Here is a 16425-nt window from a genome sequence, read left to right as displayed (position 1 = left end):
GAGGAGGCTCCATGTCCGCCTTCGCCACGCTGCCGCTGGTCATCGAACCAGCCGATCTTGCCGCCCGCTTGGACGCAGCAGAACTGATCCTGGTCGACCTGAGCAGCGCCGCGCGCTATGCCGAGGGGCATATTCCGGGCGCCCGCTGGGTCGACAGCAAGCGCACCCAATTCGGCCAACCACCGGCTCCCGGCCTGGTGCCGGAGCTGCAACAGCTGCAAGCGCTGTTCAGCGAGCTGGGGCATCGCCCTGACGCCACCTACGTGGTCTATGACGATGAAGGCGGTGGCTGGGCCGGGCGTTTCATCTGGCTGCTGGATGTGATCGGCCACCCCCGCCATCACTTCCTCAACGGCGGGCTGCGCGCCTGGATGGGCGAGAACCGCCCCCTGTCTACGCAGGTGCCGGCAGTGCACGACACCCCCGCGCAACTGACCCTCAGCGAAGCGCCCACCGCCACGCGGGCTTACCTGCAAGCACGCCTCGGCGCGTCCGACCTGGCCATATGGGACGCGCGTGGCGCGGACGAATACCGCGGCGAGAAGGTCAGCGCCGCGCGTGCCGGCCACATCCCGGGCGCCATCAACTTCGAGTGGACCGCCGGCATGGATGCCGCGCGCGACCTGCGCATCCGCGCCGATATCGCCGAGGTTCTACGTGATCTCGGCATCACCCCGGACAAGGAAGTGATCACCCACTGCCAGACCCACCGCCGCTCGGGCTTTACCTACGTCGTCGCCAAGGCGCTCGGCTATCCCCGAGTGAAGGCCTACGCCGGCTCCTGGTCGGAATGGGGCAACCTGCCCGACACCCCGATCGAGCACTGAAACCTCAAGGAAACACGATGAAACAACGTCTCTTCATTCTCAGCCAGTACCTGCTGCCGCATCACCTGCTGTCGCGCCTGATCGGCTGCGTCGCCGAATGCCGCATCGGCTGGCTGAAGAACCCTCTGATCAAATGGTTCGCCAAGCAGTACCAGGTGAACATGAGCGAAGCCCAGATCGAAGACCTGCAAGCCTTCGAGCATTTCAATGCGTTCTTCACCCGCGCCCTGAAAGAAGGCGCACGCCCGCTGGACCCAACGCCGGGGGCGATCCTCTGCCCGGCCGACGGCGCCATCAGCCAGCTCGGCGCTATCGAGCATGGCCGCATCTTCCAGGCCAAGGGACACAGTTTCAGCGCCGTCGAGCTGCTGGGTGGCGACACCGAACGGGCAGCGCCTTTCATGGGTGGTCAGTTCGCCACCGTGTACCTCTCGCCCAAGGACTACCACCGCGTGCACATGCCGCTGGCCGGCACTCTGCGGGAGATGGTCTACGTGCCGGGTCGGCTGTTCTCGGTAAACCAGACCACGGCGGAAAACGTGCCCGAGCTGTTCGCCCGCAACGAGCGCGTGGTGTGCCTGTTCGACACCGAGCGTGGTCCCATGGCCGTGGTGCTGGTGGGTGCCATGATCGTCGCCAGCATCGAAACCGTCTGGGCCGGCCTGATCACCCCGCCCAAGCGCGAGCTGAAGGTCACTGGCTACGACGCCGCCGCACGCGCGCCGATCGAACTGGATAAAGGCGCCGAAATGGGTCGCTTCAAGCTGGGCTCGACGGCCATCGTTCTGTTCGGCCCGCAGCAGGTCGAGTGGGCCCGCGAACTGACCGCGGGCAGCACCGTACGCATGGGGCAATTCATGGGCGCGCCCAGCAACGACGCATGACACCACGAGCACCCCGGCGAGAGGCTCGCCGGGATGCAAAGCGCTCATTCGCCGCGGCACCCCATCTCCAGGATGGGCTGCCACAGGCGCCAGATGCTGCTAGAGTTCGGGAACCAGTGGGTCACCAGCCCTGAAGTCGCCCGCCTTATTGTGGCCCGGAGCCTCCGAGTTTGATGGATAGACAGAGTTCCAATTTGCTTTCGTTACGCGTTCCCACCCCAGACAAGCAAAGCCTGAGCTTCTGCGACGGTACGCCGCGTGACCTCAAGCGCTGGATCTCGGCCCTGCCCAAGGCCAACATCGGCGAAACCGCTCGCCAGCTCTACCAGAGCCTGGTCGAACTCAATCAACTGCAGACGCCCTTCGACAATCGCCTGCAACAGCTGGAACTGCTGCGCCCCGAGGTTTACTTCGTCTGTCAGCATCTGGAGCGCCACTTCCTCAACCAGGCCATCGTCCTCGACGAACGCCCGCGCAAGGTCGCCAACCTCTGCCAGGCGCTGCAGAATCACCTGGCGATCGGCTACAAGCTGATCATCACCCAGATCATCGACCGCACCGGCAAGGATCGCGACCAGTTGCTGGCGGTTGCCCTGCAGCGTGCCATGCACAGCCTGTGCGCCCCGCTGATCCGCGCCAGCCAACTGTATTGCCCTGTTCCTGAAGGTCTTTGGCTTGAACTGCACCAGCTCTATCGGATCGCCACCCAGCAACGCCTGCAGCGCCAGGCGATACGCGACCCCTTGGTGCGCCATGTGCAGGGCCTGAGCCCGGAGCAGACCTACATCATCGCCCTGCTGCTGGGCTGCGCACGCACCAACCAGATGCGTCAGAGTGGCATCGCGCGCCTGGCCGAGGCACTGGAGTCCTGGAGCGGACTGGTTCGACTGCAGTCGGGGGATCAACCCAGCAGCCTGTTCGTGCTCGCCCCGCAAGTCGATGGCCCGCCACGCTACAAGTCGCTCTACCAGAGCGGCGAGCTGCACAACCTGCTCGGCATCGATCCCCAACCGCTGGTCGAGGCCCTCAAGAGTTATCTGGCACTGCCCGAGGATCAGCGCAGCAGCGCCTCGCTGCCAGTGCCCGAAGGCGTGAGTCTGGATCTGCTGCAACATGTGGCGGCGGCCTGGGGCGATATCGCCGAGCGCACCTTCCAGCGCACGCCGGCACAAGGCAACCTGACCCTGTGCATCGGCATGACCGCCCTGCATTTCTTCCTGGCCGGCAACCGCTCTTTCGCCGAAGTACTGAAGCGGCCTGTCGAAGTGGGCGCGGCCGTGTTCAAGCCGTCGACCGGCGAACCTGATATCTGGTCGGGTGCATTCGATGCACAGCGCACCTCGACCGAAGAGATCCATTTCGAGGAAATCCAGTACTCCAAGGTCACGCCGGGCGAGCAGCAGGAGCAGGTCGACACCAATACCGAGAGTTATCCCACCTACCCGCTGGCCATCGTCAATCACAGCCCCGGTGGTTACTGCCTGTCGTGGCCCAAGGAAGTCCCCAGCCAGCTGCAGGCCGGCGAACTGCTCGGCATTCAGGACAGCCCCAGCCAGGGCTGGAGCGTGGCCATCGTGCGCTGGATCCGCCAGGTACGCGGCGGCGGCACGCAGATGGGCATCGAGCTGATCGCACCCCACGCGCAACCCTGCGGTCTGCAACTGGTGCGCAAGGCGGAACAGAACAGCCAGTACCTGCGCGCCCTGCTGCTGCCGGAAATCGCCGCCATCTCGCGCCCGGCTAGCCTGATCACACCGCGCCTGCCGTTCCAGGAGGGCAGCAAGGTGCTGATCAACAATCAAGGTGACGAGCACCGCGCCGTGCTCACGCGCAGGCAGGTCAGTACCGGCAGTTTTAGCCAGTTCGAATACCATCGAGTGGGCAGCGACGAGGGCGTTGCCGGGAAGCCTGTCACAGCCTCGCAAAGCCAGAAGCCGGCTGGGGAGGAAGATTTTGACTCGCTCTGGAAGTCGCTGTAGGCTGCCGAAACTCCACCTTTCGTCGCCTTTTCGCGCCCGCTCGGCGCGGTATTGACCCACTTCTATGGCAATCGACAAGAAAACCATCCGTCTGCTGATTCTTGAGGATTCGCAGAACGAGGCCGAGCGCCTGGTCAGCCTGTTCCGCAATGCCGGCCATGCCACGCGCGTGCACCGACTGACCTCCAGCGAGGACCTCGCCGAAGTCCTGAAACAGAGCTGGGATCTGCTGATCTGCGCCCCCAGCAGTGAGCACCTCGAACCGAGCGAAGCGATCAACGCCATCCGCCGCCAGGCCAAGGACATTCCGGTAATCCAGCTGGTGGAGGGCAACGACTCCGAAGCCATTACCGAAGCCATGCTGTTCGGCGCCCAGGACGCCCTGCCGCAGGGCGAGGACGAGCGTCTGGTGCTGGTGGCCAAGCGTGAGCTGGCCAGCCTTGAGGAGCGCCGCGCCCGCCGCGCCGCCGAAGTTGCGCTGCGCGAGGCGGAAAAACGCTGCCAGTTGCTGCTGGAAAGCTCGGTGGACGCCATCACCTACGTGCACGATGGCATGCATATCTACGCCAACCGCGCCTATCTGGAGCTGTTCGGCTACGAAGATGCCGACGAGCTGGAAGGCATGCCGATGATCGACCTGATCGCCAGCGCCGACCAAAGCAGCTTCAAGGACTTCCTCAAGCACTACCAGAGCGTGGACGGCAACGCCGACCTCAACTGTCAGGGCGTACGCGCCGACGGCAGCAGCTTCGCCGCGCAGATGAACTTCTCGCCAGCAACCTACGATGGCGAACCCTGCATCCAGGTGGTCATCCGCGCAGAAACCTCGAACGCCGAACTGGAAGAAAAGCTGCGCGAGATCAGCAGCCAGGATCTGGTCACCGGACTGTTCAACCGCACGCACTTCCTCGAGCTGATGGATGCCGCGGCAGAGCGCGCAGTCAACGCCAGCCAGCCGTCTACCCTGGCCTATATTCGTGTCGATCGCTACACCGGCCTGCAGGGCGAGATCGGCCTGGCCGGCATCGACCTGCTGCTCACCGACCTGGCTGGCCTGCTGCGCGCGCACTTTCCAGCCGAGACGCAACTGGCCCGCTTCGGTGACGACCTGTTCGCCGCCCTCCTGCCGGGACGTACGCCCGAGCAGTGCGAGGCCAATCTCAGGGAGTTGCTGAAAAAGGTCGAAGGTCATCTGTTCGACATCAGTGGCCGCACCGCTCAGACCACCCTGTCCATCGGCGTGGCCGGCCTCAGCGAAAAGACCGCCAAGGCCCAGGTCGTGCTGGATCGCGCTCACCGCTGCGCCGACGAGATCGCCGAGGGCAACAGCGTCAAACTGTTCAACCCGGCCGAAGAGCTGGCCGCCGCTGCCAACCGTGGCAACCTGCTGGCGATGGTGCAGCAAGCGCTGGAAAACAACAGTTTCCGCCTGCTGTTCCAGCCCATCATCAGCCTGCGCGGCGACGCCAACGAACATTACGAAGTGCTGCTGCGCCTGCTCAGCCCGCAAGGTGAGGAAGTACCACCGGCGCAGTTCCTGGCGGCCGCTCGTGATGCAGGCCTGGGCGAGAAGATCGACCGTTGGGTGATCCTCAACTCCATCAAGCTGCTCGCCGACCATCGCGCCAGAGGCCACAACACCCGCCTGTTCGTCCACCTGTCGTCCGCCAGCCTGCAGGATCAAACCCTGCTGCCCTGGCTCAGCGTGGCGCTCAAGGCCGCGCGTCTGCCGTCCGATTCATTGGCTTTCCAGTTCAGCGAGCCGGATGCCATCGCCTACCTGAAACAGGCCAAGGCGCTTACCCAGGGCCTGGCGGAACTGCACTGCAAGGTCGCCCTGAGCCAGTTCGGCTGTGCGCTGAATCCGTTCAATACGCTCAAGCACCTGCATGTCGACTTCGTCAAAGTCGATGGCTCCTTCACCCAGGATCTCAGCACGGCTGACAGCCAGGAAGCGCTGAAGACGCTGCTCAGCAGCTTGCATGCCCAGGCCAAGCTGACCATCGTGCCGTTCGTGGAAAGCGCCAGCGTGCTGGCGACGCTGTGGCAGGCCGGGGTCAACTTCATTCAGGGTTACTACCTGCAAGGCCCCAGTCAGTCGATGGACTACGACTTCTCCGCGGGCGACGAATAAACCCTTGCCCAATAAAAAGCCGCCTGTTCAGGCGGCTTTTTCGTTGCCGAAAGAACGTGGCGCTTATTCCTGCCCCTCGCGATCACGGAAGCCGAGCAGATAGAGAATGCCGTCCAGGCCGAGGGTGGAGATGGCCTGTTTGGCCGACTGCTTGACTAACGGCTTGGCGCGGAATGCTACGCCGAGGCCCGCCAGCCCGAGCATCGGCAGGTCGTTGGCGCCGTCGCCCACAGCGATGGTCTGCTCCAGCTGCAGCCCTTCCTTCTCGGCCAGTTCACGCAGCAGATCGGCCTTGCGCTGCGCGTCGACGATGGGCTCGACAGCAACGCCGGTGACCTTGCCGTTCTCGATCTGCAATTCGTTGGCGAATACGTAGTCGATGCCCAGCTTGGCCTGCAACTGCCGAGCGAAATAGGTAAAGCCACCGGAGAGAATCGCCGTCTTGTAGCCCAGGCGCTTGAGCTCGGCGAACAGCACTTCGGCACCTTCGGTCAGGCGCAGCGAGGCGCCGATTTCTTCCAGCACGTCTTCCGACAGCCCTCGCAGCAGGCCCAGGCGCTCCTTGAAGCTGGCACGAAAATCCAGCTCACCACGCATCGCGCGCTCGGTGATCTCGGCGACCTGCTCGCCCACGCCAGCAGCCTTGGCCAACTCGTCGATGACCTCGGCCTCGATCAGCGTCGAATCCATGTCGAACACGGCCAGGCGGCGATTGCGGCGGAATACCGAGTCGCGCTGGAAGGCGATGTCGACGTTCAGCTCCTGCGCCACGCTGAGGAACTCGGCGCGCAGCGCCACCGGGTCGGCCGGCTCGCCGCGCACGGAGAACTCGATGCAGCCCTTGCCCTGCTCGGCCGGCATGTCCAGCGGCATGCGCCCGGAGAGACGGTCGATATGGTCGATGTTCAGGTCGTACTTGGCGGTGATCGCGCTGACCCGCTGCAATTGCTCGGCACTGACCTTGCGCGTCAGCAGGGTGACGATATGGCGCGCCTTGCCCTGGCCATTGACCCACTGGTGATAGTCAGCTTCGGAGACCGGGGTGAAACGCACCTGCTGATCGAGTTCGTAAGCGGTGAACAGCAGATCCTTGAGAACCGACTGCGAACGGCCATTATCGGGAATCTCGATGAGAATGCCGAACGACAGGGTGTCATGGATGACCGCCTGGCCGATGTCGAGGATGTTCACCCCGCCCTGCGCCAGGACGCCGGTGATGGCTGCGGTGAGCCCGGGGCGATCTTCGCCGGTGATGTTGATCAGGACGATTTCGCGCAAGGCGCACCCTCCAAGGCAGATGTTTGAGGTGAGGCCGGGCCGCACAGGGGTGTCTCTAAAAACGTAGACGAGGCAGTCAGCGCAAGGCAAAAACAGGCGAAGAAACGCAGTTTACGTGTTGTAAATGAGCATTCTGATCGGACTCGCGCACGAGCCTGTTTTTAACGCCGCGCTGGCAACGCAGGTAGTTTTTAGAGGTGCCCCCAGGGCGTCAACCGACGAAAAGGCGCACATTCTAACCAGATTACCCCTGCTGCGCGCAGCCGCGCGCTTTGCCCATCCAAGGTCGCTCGCTATACTGCGCGGCAACTTCAGTCGACAAGAGCCGTGCTCTGTGAACCGGCCCGCGCCCGTCAAACCCGATAACTTCTTCCTGATGATCTTCCACGCGCTGCGTCAGCGGCGGGTGCCCTTGGTGCTGCGCATCGCCAGCCACAGCCTGTTGCTGGTGGCCCTGGCCATGGTCATCTATGCCTGGGTCATGGGCATGCAGTTCAAGCAGGCCATGCAGCAACAGGCCGACGCCCTGGGTCAGGCCCTGATCACCCAGACGGCGGCTTCGGCCACCGAGTTGCTGGTGTCCAACGACATCCTCAGCCTCAACGTCTTGCTCAACAACCTGGCGAAGAACCCGCTGGTGGCGCATGCCGCCATCTACAGCGTGGACAACCGCATCCTCGCCGAAGCCGGGTCGCGCCCGACACGCAGCGTGCTGGGCGAGAGCGAAGGGCTGTACTCCACGCCCATCACCTTTCAAGAGGTGATGGCCGGGCAACTGCGTGTCAGCCTGGACATGCGCCAGTTCCAGCAACCGATGACCATCAGCCTGCAGAGCATGGGCATTCTCAGCCTGATCCTGCTGGCCCTGACCTTGTCGCTGAGCATGCGCCTGGGTCGACACATTTCCACCCCGCTGCTGCAGTTGCGCCTGTGGTTGCGCGACCCGGACGACCCGGCACCGGGCGCCGGGCGCAACGACGAACTCGGGGACCTGGCTCGCCAGCTGCAGGCCCGCCTGGTACCGCCGCGCCCGCAGCCCGAGGTGCAGGAAGACGACTTCCCCGAAGAGGATGCCTTCGCCGAAGAGCAGGATGCTCCGTTCGCCGCCGACAGCCTGGCCCGCGCACAGACCGCTCCGACATTCGACGAAGACGCCCCGGCACGGCCACAAGCGGCGCAGGATCTGCCCTGGGATGAGCACGACGACGATCCCTTCGCCGACCTCGCCGAAGAACCCGCCCTACCGCAGCAGCCCACAGCACCGGTGCCTTCGCGCGCCAGCGCCGTACTGGCTATCCAGCTCGGTGGCCAGGAGCAGCTGCGACGCCTGCCACGCACGCGCCTGCTGGATCTGCTGCAGCGCTATCGTGACTGCCTGGAGCAGGCTGCCGCGCTGTATCAGGGCGAGTTGCACACGCTCAAGGATGGCAGCAGCTTGATGCTGTTCCACGAACGCGACTGCGCCGAGGACTACCTGACCCACGCCATCTGCTGTGGCGAACTGATGCGCGCTCTTGGCCATGCCCTGCAGATCGAGGTGGCCGACAGCGGCCTGACCCTGCAATTGCAACTGGGGCTCACCCTGGGTCGCGACCTGGAAGCGCTCGGCCAGGCCGACCTGCTGCTCAGTGACAGCGCCCTCAATGCTCTAGCCCTGTCGCAGCACAGCCGCAACCTGCTGCTGGTGGAGCAAAGCGTGGCGGCCGACATGCTGATCCGCCAACGTGCGCGCATTCGCCCCATCGCCAGCCCCGAGGGCGCGAGCTGCGTGGAGCGCCTGCTCGACCCTTACCCGGCACTGCTGGAGCGCCAGCTCACGCGCATGCATGAAAGCCGCGTGAACTGATCTCAGCCCAGGCGGCGTTGCGCTGGCGGTACAGCGTAACGCTGCTGCCAGTCCTTCCAGCGCACGCGCTCATCACGCACCAGCCAGCCTTCCTGCTCGGCAAAACTCTCCGACAACCAGACACCACGCGTACTGGCCGCCGTGAGTTGCCCAGCGCGCAGGGTGAACAACTCGCCCGTGGGCTGGCCCTTGTGCAACGCCAGCAGATACAGATCGGGACGTCGTCGCTCCAGGCGCGCCACCAGGCTACCGCCTTCGAGGCGCTCATCGACGTGGAAGAGGCTGGGCGCGCGGATGTCGCGCGGCAGCTCCAGATTCAGGTCATAGACCAGCTGCAGCGAAGCAGTAGGCAAGTGCACGTAGGCGCGCGGACGCTCGAGCAGGGTCAGGTTGCCGCACTGCACCGGGCGCGCGGCTCCGGACAGCGGGCTGAGGCGAAAATGGCTGGTCTCGCGATAGCGCAGCGCCTCCTGATAAGGCGTCGGTAGCCAGGTGTCGCCAAAGCGACCGCTGAGCCAACTGCCCTCGCTTTCGATCAGACACTCCTCGGCCACCTCCTGGATCGCCGTAAGCAACGGCAGGTTCAGCTCATGCGCCGGCACGTAGCCCGAAATCAGCTTGAGTACGGTATCGCCACGATCCGGGCGACGCTGGCGCACCAGCACCCAGTAGTCACGCCCCTGCAGCCGCAGAGTCAGGCGTACCGACACTCCAAGATTGGCCAGTTCAACGGCAAAACGCTGGCTGTCGGCGACCTCCAGCGGACGTCGCCGTTCGAGCATCTGACGGAAATTCAGCGGCTGGCCGAGGCTCTGGTAGCTCAGCCCATCGGGGCTGGCCTCGACGAACAATGGCAGGGTCTTGAAGCGACTCGGGTCCTTGCGAATCAGCGTACGCGACATCTCGACTCCTCATTGACTCGTGCCAGGCAGCAAGCACCCGGCGAGGTTCAGGGCGAAACAGACGGCTAGGCTGCCTCAGGCCAGGCAACAGGCACAACCCGATCCTGTAAAGGAACGTAACTTCAGCCCCGTTCGCGGATCACCGCCGCAGCCGTGGCCACGTTAGCCGCCAGGTGTGACGGATTGATGGTGCCAACGATGGCACTGCTGACGCTGGGGTGGGCGAAGATCAGCTCGAAGCTGGCGCGCACCGGGTCGACACCGTCGGCCAGGCAGGCATGCCCGCTGGCCAGGGCCTTCTTGATCAGGATGCCTTTGCCGTGACTGGCAGCGTAGTCCAGAACCGGCTTTTCGCCCTGCTCGGCCAGGTTGTAGGTGACCATGGCGCAATCGCCCTGCTGCAATGCCAGCAGTCCACCCTCGACGGTCTTGCCGGAAATGCCATAGCCCAGAATCTTGCCTTCGCGCTTGAGCGCCTCCAGCGTCTCGTAGACGCCCGTGTCGCGCAGCACGGCCAAGTCGTTGCCATCGGAGTGCACCAGCAGCAGGTCGATGCGATCGGTTTCCAGGCGTTTCAGGCTGCGCTCTACCGACAGCCGGGTGTGCGCGGCGGAGAAGTCGAAATGCGACTGGCCCTGCTCGAATTCCTCGCCAGTCTTGCTGACGATCACCCATTCATCGCGCTGACCACGCAACAGCGGGCCGAGACGCTGCTCACTGACGCCATAGGCCGGTGCGGTGTCGATCAGGTTGATACCCAACTCACGCGCCTGATGCAGCAAAGCGAGTGCCTGGGCATCGTCGGGAATGGTGAAACCATTGGGGTATTTGACGCCCTGATCGCGGCCCAGCTTGACCGTACCCAGGCCCAGTGGCGAAACACGCAGGCCGGTGCTCCCCAGCGGGCGATGCAGATCGTGCAGGCTCATGGCAGCAGGGTCTCCCACACCGGCAGGGCAACCGGCGGACGTGGCAGCTCGGGCAGCGGCGTCTGAGTGCCAGGTTGCACGCCATCGCGAGCCAGGGCTTGCAGCACGCGGTCAGCGAAGTCCGGCGACAGCGCCAGCTTGGTCGGCCAGCCCACCAGCAGACGGCCCTGCTCGGCGAGGAAGGCGTTGTCCGGGCGCACCAGGCCGGACTGCGCCGGTTCGGCACGATCCACCCGCAGCGTGGCCCAGCGGGTCTGGCTCTGATCGGCCCAGGGCAGCAGCGCGGCGACTTCCTTTTGCGCGGCCTGAATCTGCGCAGCCTCATCACGCGCCACACCCTCGGCCTCGGCCAGGTCGCCACCCAGGTACCAGACCCACTGGCCGTCGGCGGCCGGGTGGGTGGTCACGGTCACCCGCGGCTTCGGCCCGCCCCCCAGGCAATGGGCATACAACGGTTTCAACGCCGGCCCCTTGGCCAGCACCATGTGCAGCGGGCGCAATTGCTGGCGCGGCTGTTCGATACCGAGCGCGACCAGCAACTCGGCATTGCCTGCTCCCGCGCTGAGCACCACGCGTTGCGCGCGAATCTCGCGACCATCGACGCGCAGGCCAACCAGTTCACCGGCTTCGCGCAGCGGCTCGATCTGCTCGCCAGCCAGCAGGCTGTCACCGGCCAGCTCGGCCAGGCGTGTGATCAGGCTGGGCACGTCCAGCACCAGCTCGTTGAGCCGATAGACCTTGCCCTTGAACTTCGGATCACGCAGCGCTGGCGGCAACTGATCGCCCTTGACCGCATCGACCCGCGTGCGCATGGCCTTACTGGCGAAGAAGCTGGTCAGATTGCCGGCCAGAGTGCCGGGCGACCACAGGTAATGCGCATCGGAAAGCAGACGCACACCGCGCAGATCCAGCTCGCCATCGCCGGCCAGCGCTTCGCGCCAGCGCCGTGGCATATCGCCGATGGCCTCGGCCGAGCCGGTCAGCGCGCCATGCAGAGCGTACTTGGCGCCGCCATGAATGATCCCCTGCGACTTCACGCTCTGCCCGCCGCCCAGGCTCGCCGACTCCACCAGGAGTGTGGAGAAGCCCTGGCGACGCAGACGGGCATTGAGCCAGAGGCCGGCGATACCGCCGCCGACGATCAGGACATCGGTGCTGAGAGCTTGGGACATGAACGGGCCTCGAAGAAAAACAGGGGCGCAGTATAACCCGTGTGCCAGGCGCGCCCGCAGCCGATCAGTGCCCGGTCGACTGCGAGAACAGCTGAATCACCACCACGCCACTGACGATCAGGCCCATGCCCAGGATGGCGGGCAGATCCAGCTTCTGTTGGTAGAACACCAGCGCAGCGATGCTCACCAGCACGATGCCCAGCCCCGCCCAGATGGCGTAGGCGATGCCCACCGGGATGGTGCGCACCACCAGAATCAGCATCCAGAAGGCGATGGCGTAGCCGCCGATCACCAGCAGCAGCGGCAAGGGTTTGTTGAAGCCGTCGATGGCCTTCATCGAGGTGGTGGCGATGACTTCGGCGGCGATGGCGATTGCGAGATAGAGGTATCCGGGCATGGCGGCGGCTCCTGAACGATGCCGCCGATTTTAGTCCTCGCAACGATGGGATAAAGTCATTACCCATCTGTCTGGGAGATAGGTTATGAACTGGAACCTCGATCAGCTCAGCCTGTTCGTGCGCACCGCCGAGAGCCGCTCGTTCTCTGCCGTGGCCCGCGAAACCGGGCGCGCGCAGTCAGCCGTGAGCACCGCCATCGCGCTGCTCGAAACGGATCTGGGCGTCGCCCTGTTCGAACGCAGCAGTGGTCGCCAGCCGCGCCTGACCGAAGCAGGTCGCGCCTTGCTGGAAGAGGCGCGCAGCGTGCTGCAGCAATGTCAGCGCCTGGACGGCCGCGCCCTCGGTCTGGCCCGTGGCGAGGAGGCCCGGTTGCGCCTGGCACAGGACGAAGCCATGCCCTATCAGCCGGTGCTGGCCAGCCTGGAGGCATTGGCGCAGGCCTTTCCCCTGATCGAGGTGCAATTGTCCAGCGGCGCGCAGGGCGATGTGGCGCGCAAGCTGGTGCAGCGCCAGGCCGACCTTGGCCTGCTGTTCCACCACGAGCAGATGCCCGCCGAACTGGAAAGCCAGCGCCTGGGCACCATCGAGATGGTCACGGTGTGCAGCCCGCAACACCCACTGGCCGGACGCACCAGCGTGGAACGGCGCGACCTGGCCGAGCATCGCCAATTGCTGATGACCCCGCAGGACAGTCATTACCCCGGCGGCGAGCAGATCAGTCCACTGCTGTGGCGCGCCGACAGCTTTTACGTCATGGCCGAGCTGGTGATCCGCGGCCTGGGCTGGGCCTGGTTGCCGCGCCATGTCGCGCAGTACCCGACCTACCAGGGCCACCTGCAGGAACTGCGCAGCGACTGGGCGCCGTTGCCGCTGGTGGTAGAGCTGGTCTGGCGCCGCGACGGCGCGCTCGGCCCGGCGGCCAGTTGGCTGGCCGATTGCCTGGCGCAGGAGCTGCTGCGCCCGCAAGCCTGATCGCACTTCCAGGCTCGGGCCGGCGACGATAAGCTGCGCCCCCATGAACAGACACCTCTATACCCTGCTGCTGCACCTGGCCCTGCCCCTGATCGCCCTGCGCCTGGCCTTGCGCGCACGCAAGGCGCCAGCCTATGCGCGGCGCATCAGGGAGCGCTTTTCCTTCGGCCTGCCGCCGCTGCAAACCGGCGGCATCTGGGTGCATGCCGTCTCGGTCGGCGAAAGCATCGCCGCCGCGCCGATGATCCGCGCCCTGCAGGCACGTCACCCCGAACTGCCGATCACCGTCACCTGCATGACACCGACCGGCTCGGAGCGCATCCAGGCCTTGTTCGGCGACAGCGTGCAGCATTGCTACCTGCCCTACGACCTGCCCTGGGCGGCGGCGCGCTTCCTCAATCGTGTCAAGCCGCGCCTGGCCGTGGTGATGGAAACCGAGCTGTGGCCGAACCATATCCACCAGTGCACCAAACGCGGCATACCGGTGGCCCTGGCCAATGCCCGCCTGTCAGAACGTTCGGCGCGCGGTTATGCACGCTTCGGCAAGCTGACCGCACCGATGCTCGCCAAGCTGTCGCTGATTGCCGTGCAGACCCAGGCAGAAGCGCAGCGCTTCCTGGCGCTTGGCGCCCGTCCCGAGTGCGTGGACATAACCGGCTCGATCAAGTACGACCTGAAGATCGATGCCGAGCTGCCGCAGCGCGCGGCCGAACTACGCCGCAAGTGGCAGACCGAGCAGCGCCCGGTGTGGATCGCTGCCAGCACCCATGCCGGTGAAGACGAGATCATCCTCGCCGCCCATCGGCAGTTGTTGAAGGCCCGAACGGACGCCCTGCTGATCCTGGTGCCACGCCATCCCGAGCGGTTCGAGGCGGTTCATGAGCTGTGCCTGAACCAGGGTCTGACCACGCGCAAGCGCTCCACAGGGCAAGACGTACAGGCAGGTGATCAGGTGCTGCTCGGCGACACCATGGGCGAGCTGCTGTTTCTCTATGCCCTGGCCGATATCGCCTTCGTCGGCGGCAGCCTGGTGGCCAATGGCGGGCACAACCTGCTGGAGCCTGCGGCACTGGGTAAACCGGTACTGAGCGGGCCACACCTGTTCAACTTCCTCGAAATCGCCGCGCAACTGCGTGAAGCCGGCGCCCTGAGCGAAGTGGAAAACGCCGAGCAACTGGCAGGCAGGGTTGCCACGCTGCTGGACACTCCCACAGAAATGCAGCGCATGAGCCAGGCGGGCCTGGCCGTGCTCAAGGCCAACCAGGGCGCGTTGCAGCGCCTGCTGACAGGGCTACAACGCCTTCTGTAGCCGGATGCAATCCGGGGATATTGCAGCACGGCGCTTGCCCCGGATTGCATCCGGGCTACGACGGCTCGATCACCCCGCATCTCGGAGTTGCCGCACCTGAAAGCAAAAGCCCGACTGACGTCGGGCTTTTGCGTATCGGGCTTTCAATAGTCCTGATTGTTCTTCAGGCGCGCCTCGGCGGCAGAAGCCAGATCCGGCGGCAGGAAGTCCTTGTCCGGGTTGTAGTCCGGCTTGAGGAAGCTGCCCAGCGCTTCCAGGTCAGCCGGGCTCAGCGTACCGGCAGCCTGCTTCAGGCGCAGGTTGTTGAGGATGTAGTCGTAGCGCGCGTCGTTGTAGTTGCGCACCGCACTGTACAGCTGGCGCTGGGCATCGAGCACATCGACGATATTGCGGGTACCGACCTGATAGCCGATCTCGGTGGCTTCCAGTGCGCTCTGGTTGGAGATGATCGACTGCTTGCGCGCCTGCACGGTTTCCACGTCGGTGTTGACCGCACGGAACAGGTTGCGCGTGTTCTGCACCACCTGGCGACGTAGGCTCTCGCGCAGTTGTTCGGTCTGGCCCAGGCGCTGATAAGCCTCACGCACCTGCGAGGTGGTCAGGCCGCCGCTGTACAGCGGGATATTCAGTTGCAGGCCGATGGTGCGCTGGGAAACGTCACCACTGTACCCCTGCGACAGCGGCGAGCCCGAATTGGTGAAACCCAGGCTGTCGTTGTCGCCCTTCTGGTAGCTGGCCACGGCATCCAGGGTCGGCGCATGGCCGGCCTTGCGCTGGCGCAGATTTTCTTCGGCAGCGGTCACGGCGTAAAGGCTGGCCTGCAGGTTGAGGTTCTGTGCGGCTGCGGTATCGACCCAGGCCTTGGCATCGTTGGGCGTCGGCGCCAGCACCGGCAGCGTGTGGACGATCCCCTCTACCGCCACGTAGTCACGATTGGTCAGGGTCACCAGCGCCTCGAAGGCATCCTCCACGGCACGCTCGGCGAGCAGACGGTTGGCGCGGGCGGTGTCGAAACCGGCCTGCGCCTCGAGCACGTCGGTCTTGTCGGAAAGGCCGACGTCGAAGCGCTCGTTGGCCTGATCCAGTTGACGTTTGAAGGCGGCTTCCTCGGCGCGAGTCGAAGCGAGAGTGTCCTGCGCACGCAGGACGGCGAAGTAGGTTTCGGCACTCTGCAGGATCAGGTTCTGCTCGGTGGCCGACAGCTCCAGTGCCGCCTGCTCGCTGGTGGCTTCGGCAGCCTGCAGCTGGAACCAGCGATCCGCCCGGAACAGCGGCTGGCTCAGGTTGGCCTGGTAGACCAGGCCACTGCGCGAAATGGTGGCGCTGGGCGAGTCGATCTCGGTGCGCGTGTCGCCATAATTGGCACCGGCCGAGAGGTTGGGCAGCAATCCGGCGCGGGCCTGTGGCACCACTTCGCGACGCGCCTTGTAGTCGGCTCGCGCGGCGGCGATATCGGCGTTGTTTCGAGCGGCCTCCTGGTACACGGTCACCAGATCGGTCTTGCTCGACAGCGGCGCTTCTTCGGCGTGAGCCAGGCTCAGCGAAGCGGCGGCCACGGCAAGGGCCAGGGATAGTCTGCGCAACATGGGTGTCGATCCTTGAAAAGGCGGTAATCGGCAAGGCTACGGGCGGCCACTGGCCAGGGTCAAGGGCCGCTCCGGTGCCTTGAGTCTAGTTTGTAAGAAGCTTTGTTGCCCGGCTGCAACAATGCCCGTCCTCGCAGTATGGCGGTCGAGTTCCGACGCACGGGTCGACTTATTTCAGCCACTCGCTTGGTTTTACCTGCGCGCCTTGA

Annotated in this window: 13 protein-coding genes; 7 read left to right on the top strand and 6 right to left on the bottom strand. The window is 65.0% G+C overall.

Annotated elements, in window-relative coordinates; genetic code table 11:
- Nucleotides 1-11 precede the first annotated feature (11 nt).
- From ACODS1_RS07405 to ACODS1_RS07390, 4 genes are all read left to right on the top strand, one after another.
- Entirely contained in the window at nt 12-827 is an 816-nt protein-coding gene (locus tag ACODS1_RS07405; protein WP_489085122.1) for a rhodanese-like domain-containing protein, read from the top strand.
- A 17-nt stretch (nt 828-844) separates the two neighbouring features.
- On the top strand, nt 845-1711 hold the full coding sequence (asd, locus tag ACODS1_RS07400; protein ID WP_489085121.1) for an archaetidylserine decarboxylase: 867 nt from the start codon (nt 845-847) through the stop codon (nt 1709-1711).
- A gap of 173 nt (nt 1712-1884) precedes the next feature.
- Nucleotides 1885-3690 (top strand): molecular chaperone, encoded by a 1806-nt coding sequence (locus ACODS1_RS07395; protein WP_489085120.1) that lies wholly within the window; start codon nt 1885-1887, stop codon nt 3688-3690.
- A 64-nt stretch (nt 3691-3754) separates the two neighbouring features.
- Complete coding sequence (locus ACODS1_RS07390) at nt 3755-5824, top strand: EAL domain-containing response regulator (protein ID WP_322979777.1); 2070 nt, start codon at nt 3755-3757, stop codon at nt 5822-5824.
- A 63-nt stretch (nt 5825-5887) separates the two neighbouring features.
- On the opposite strand, the gene serB is transcribed toward ACODS1_RS07390, so the two are convergent.
- Nucleotides 5888-7102: a phosphoserine phosphatase SerB gene (gene serB / locus ACODS1_RS07385; RefSeq protein ID WP_489085119.1), complete on the bottom strand. Its 1215-nt coding sequence runs from the start codon at nt 7100-7102 to the stop codon at nt 5888-5890.
- Between the two features lie 334 nt (nt 7103-7436).
- Here serB and ACODS1_RS07380 point away from each other — a divergent pair, with 334 nt between their 5' ends.
- Nucleotides 7437-8948, top strand: coding sequence for an AhpA/YtjB family protein (locus ACODS1_RS07380; RefSeq protein ID WP_489085118.1), 1512 nt, complete (start codon nt 7437-7439; stop codon nt 8946-8948).
- Nucleotides 8949-8950: 2 nt separating this feature from the next.
- Here the strand turns inward: ACODS1_RS07380 and ACODS1_RS07375 are convergent, their stop codons facing one another.
- The 4 genes from ACODS1_RS07375 to ACODS1_RS07360 form a co-directional block, all read right to left on the bottom strand.
- Entirely contained in the window at nt 8951-9850 is a 900-nt protein-coding gene (locus ACODS1_RS07375; RefSeq protein WP_489085117.1) for a metal ABC transporter ATPase, read from the bottom strand.
- A 122-nt stretch (nt 9851-9972) separates the two neighbouring features.
- A complete protein-coding gene (locus ACODS1_RS07370; RefSeq protein WP_489085116.1) occupies nt 9973-10779 on the bottom strand; it encodes an aldo/keto reductase in 807 nt (268 codons plus the stop codon).
- Nucleotides 10776-11951 carry an NAD(P)/FAD-dependent oxidoreductase gene (locus tag ACODS1_RS07365; RefSeq protein ID WP_489085115.1) on the bottom strand — a complete coding sequence of 392 codons (1176 nt, stop codon included), beginning with the start codon at nt 11949-11951 and terminating at the stop codon, nt 10776-10778. The genes ACODS1_RS07370 and ACODS1_RS07365 overlap by 4 nt, the downstream gene beginning before the upstream one ends.
- Nucleotides 11952-12015: 64 nt before the next feature.
- Nucleotides 12016-12348, bottom strand: coding sequence for a DMT family transporter (locus tag ACODS1_RS07360; protein ID WP_489085114.1), 333 nt, complete (start codon nt 12346-12348; stop codon nt 12016-12018).
- Nucleotides 12349-12433: 85 nt separating this feature from the next.
- On the opposite strand from ACODS1_RS07360, the gene ACODS1_RS07355 reads away from it, so the two are divergent.
- Nucleotides 12434-13321, top strand: coding sequence for a LysR family transcriptional regulator (locus ACODS1_RS07355; protein ID WP_489085113.1), 888 nt, complete (start codon nt 12434-12436; stop codon nt 13319-13321).
- Nucleotides 13322-13364: 43 nt separating this feature from the next.
- A complete protein-coding gene (gene waaA / locus ACODS1_RS07350; RefSeq protein WP_489085112.1) occupies nt 13365-14630 on the top strand; it encodes a lipid IV(A) 3-deoxy-D-manno-octulosonic acid transferase in 1266 nt (421 codons plus the stop codon).
- 143 nt (nt 14631-14773) lie between these two features.
- Here waaA and ACODS1_RS07345 read toward each other — a convergent pair whose 3' ends face one another.
- On the bottom strand, nt 14774-16216 hold the full coding sequence (locus ACODS1_RS07345) for a TolC family outer membrane protein (RefSeq protein WP_489085111.1): 1443 nt from the start codon (nt 16214-16216) through the stop codon (nt 14774-14776).
- Nucleotides 16217-16425 lie beyond the last annotated feature (209 nt).

Source organism: Pseudomonas sp. FG29 (genome assembly GCF_057809355.1).
This window is presented reverse-complemented; position numbering and strand designations above follow the sequence as displayed.

Bases quoted from the DNA above. Each gene is read 5' to 3' on its own strand.
- asd (WP_489085121.1), top strand. From the start codon at position 845: ATGAAACAACGTCTCTTCATTCTCAGCCAGTACCTGCTGCCGCATCAC.
- ACODS1_RS07390 (WP_322979777.1), top strand. From the start codon at position 3,755: ATGGCAATCGACAAGAAAACCATCCGTCTGCTGATTCTTGAGGATTCG.
- waaA (WP_489085112.1), top strand. From the start codon at position 13,365: ATGAACAGACACCTCTATACCCTGCTGCTGCACCTGGCCCTGCCCCTG.
- ACODS1_RS07370 (WP_489085116.1), bottom strand. From the start codon at position 10,779: ATGAGCCTGCACGATCTGCATCGCCCGCTGGGGAGCACCGGCCTGCGT.
- ACODS1_RS07360 (WP_489085114.1), bottom strand. From the start codon at position 12,348: ATGCCCGGATACCTCTATCTCGCAATCGCCATCGCCGCCGAAGTCATC.
- ACODS1_RS07345 (WP_489085111.1), bottom strand. From the start codon at position 16,216: ATGTTGCGCAGACTATCCCTGGCCCTTGCCGTGGCCGCCGCTTCGCTG.
- ACODS1_RS07375 (WP_489085117.1), bottom strand. From the start codon at position 9,850: ATGTCGCGTACGCTGATTCGCAAGGACCCGAGTCGCTTCAAGACCCTG.
- ACODS1_RS07395 (WP_489085120.1), top strand. From the start codon at position 1,885: ATGGATAGACAGAGTTCCAATTTGCTTTCGTTACGCGTTCCCACCCCA.
- ACODS1_RS07405 (WP_489085122.1), top strand. From the start codon at position 12: ATGTCCGCCTTCGCCACGCTGCCGCTGGTCATCGAACCAGCCGATCTT.
- ACODS1_RS07355 (WP_489085113.1), top strand. From the start codon at position 12,434: ATGAACTGGAACCTCGATCAGCTCAGCCTGTTCGTGCGCACCGCCGAG.
- ACODS1_RS07365 (WP_489085115.1), bottom strand. From the start codon at position 11,951: ATGTCCCAAGCTCTCAGCACCGATGTCCTGATCGTCGGCGGCGGTATC.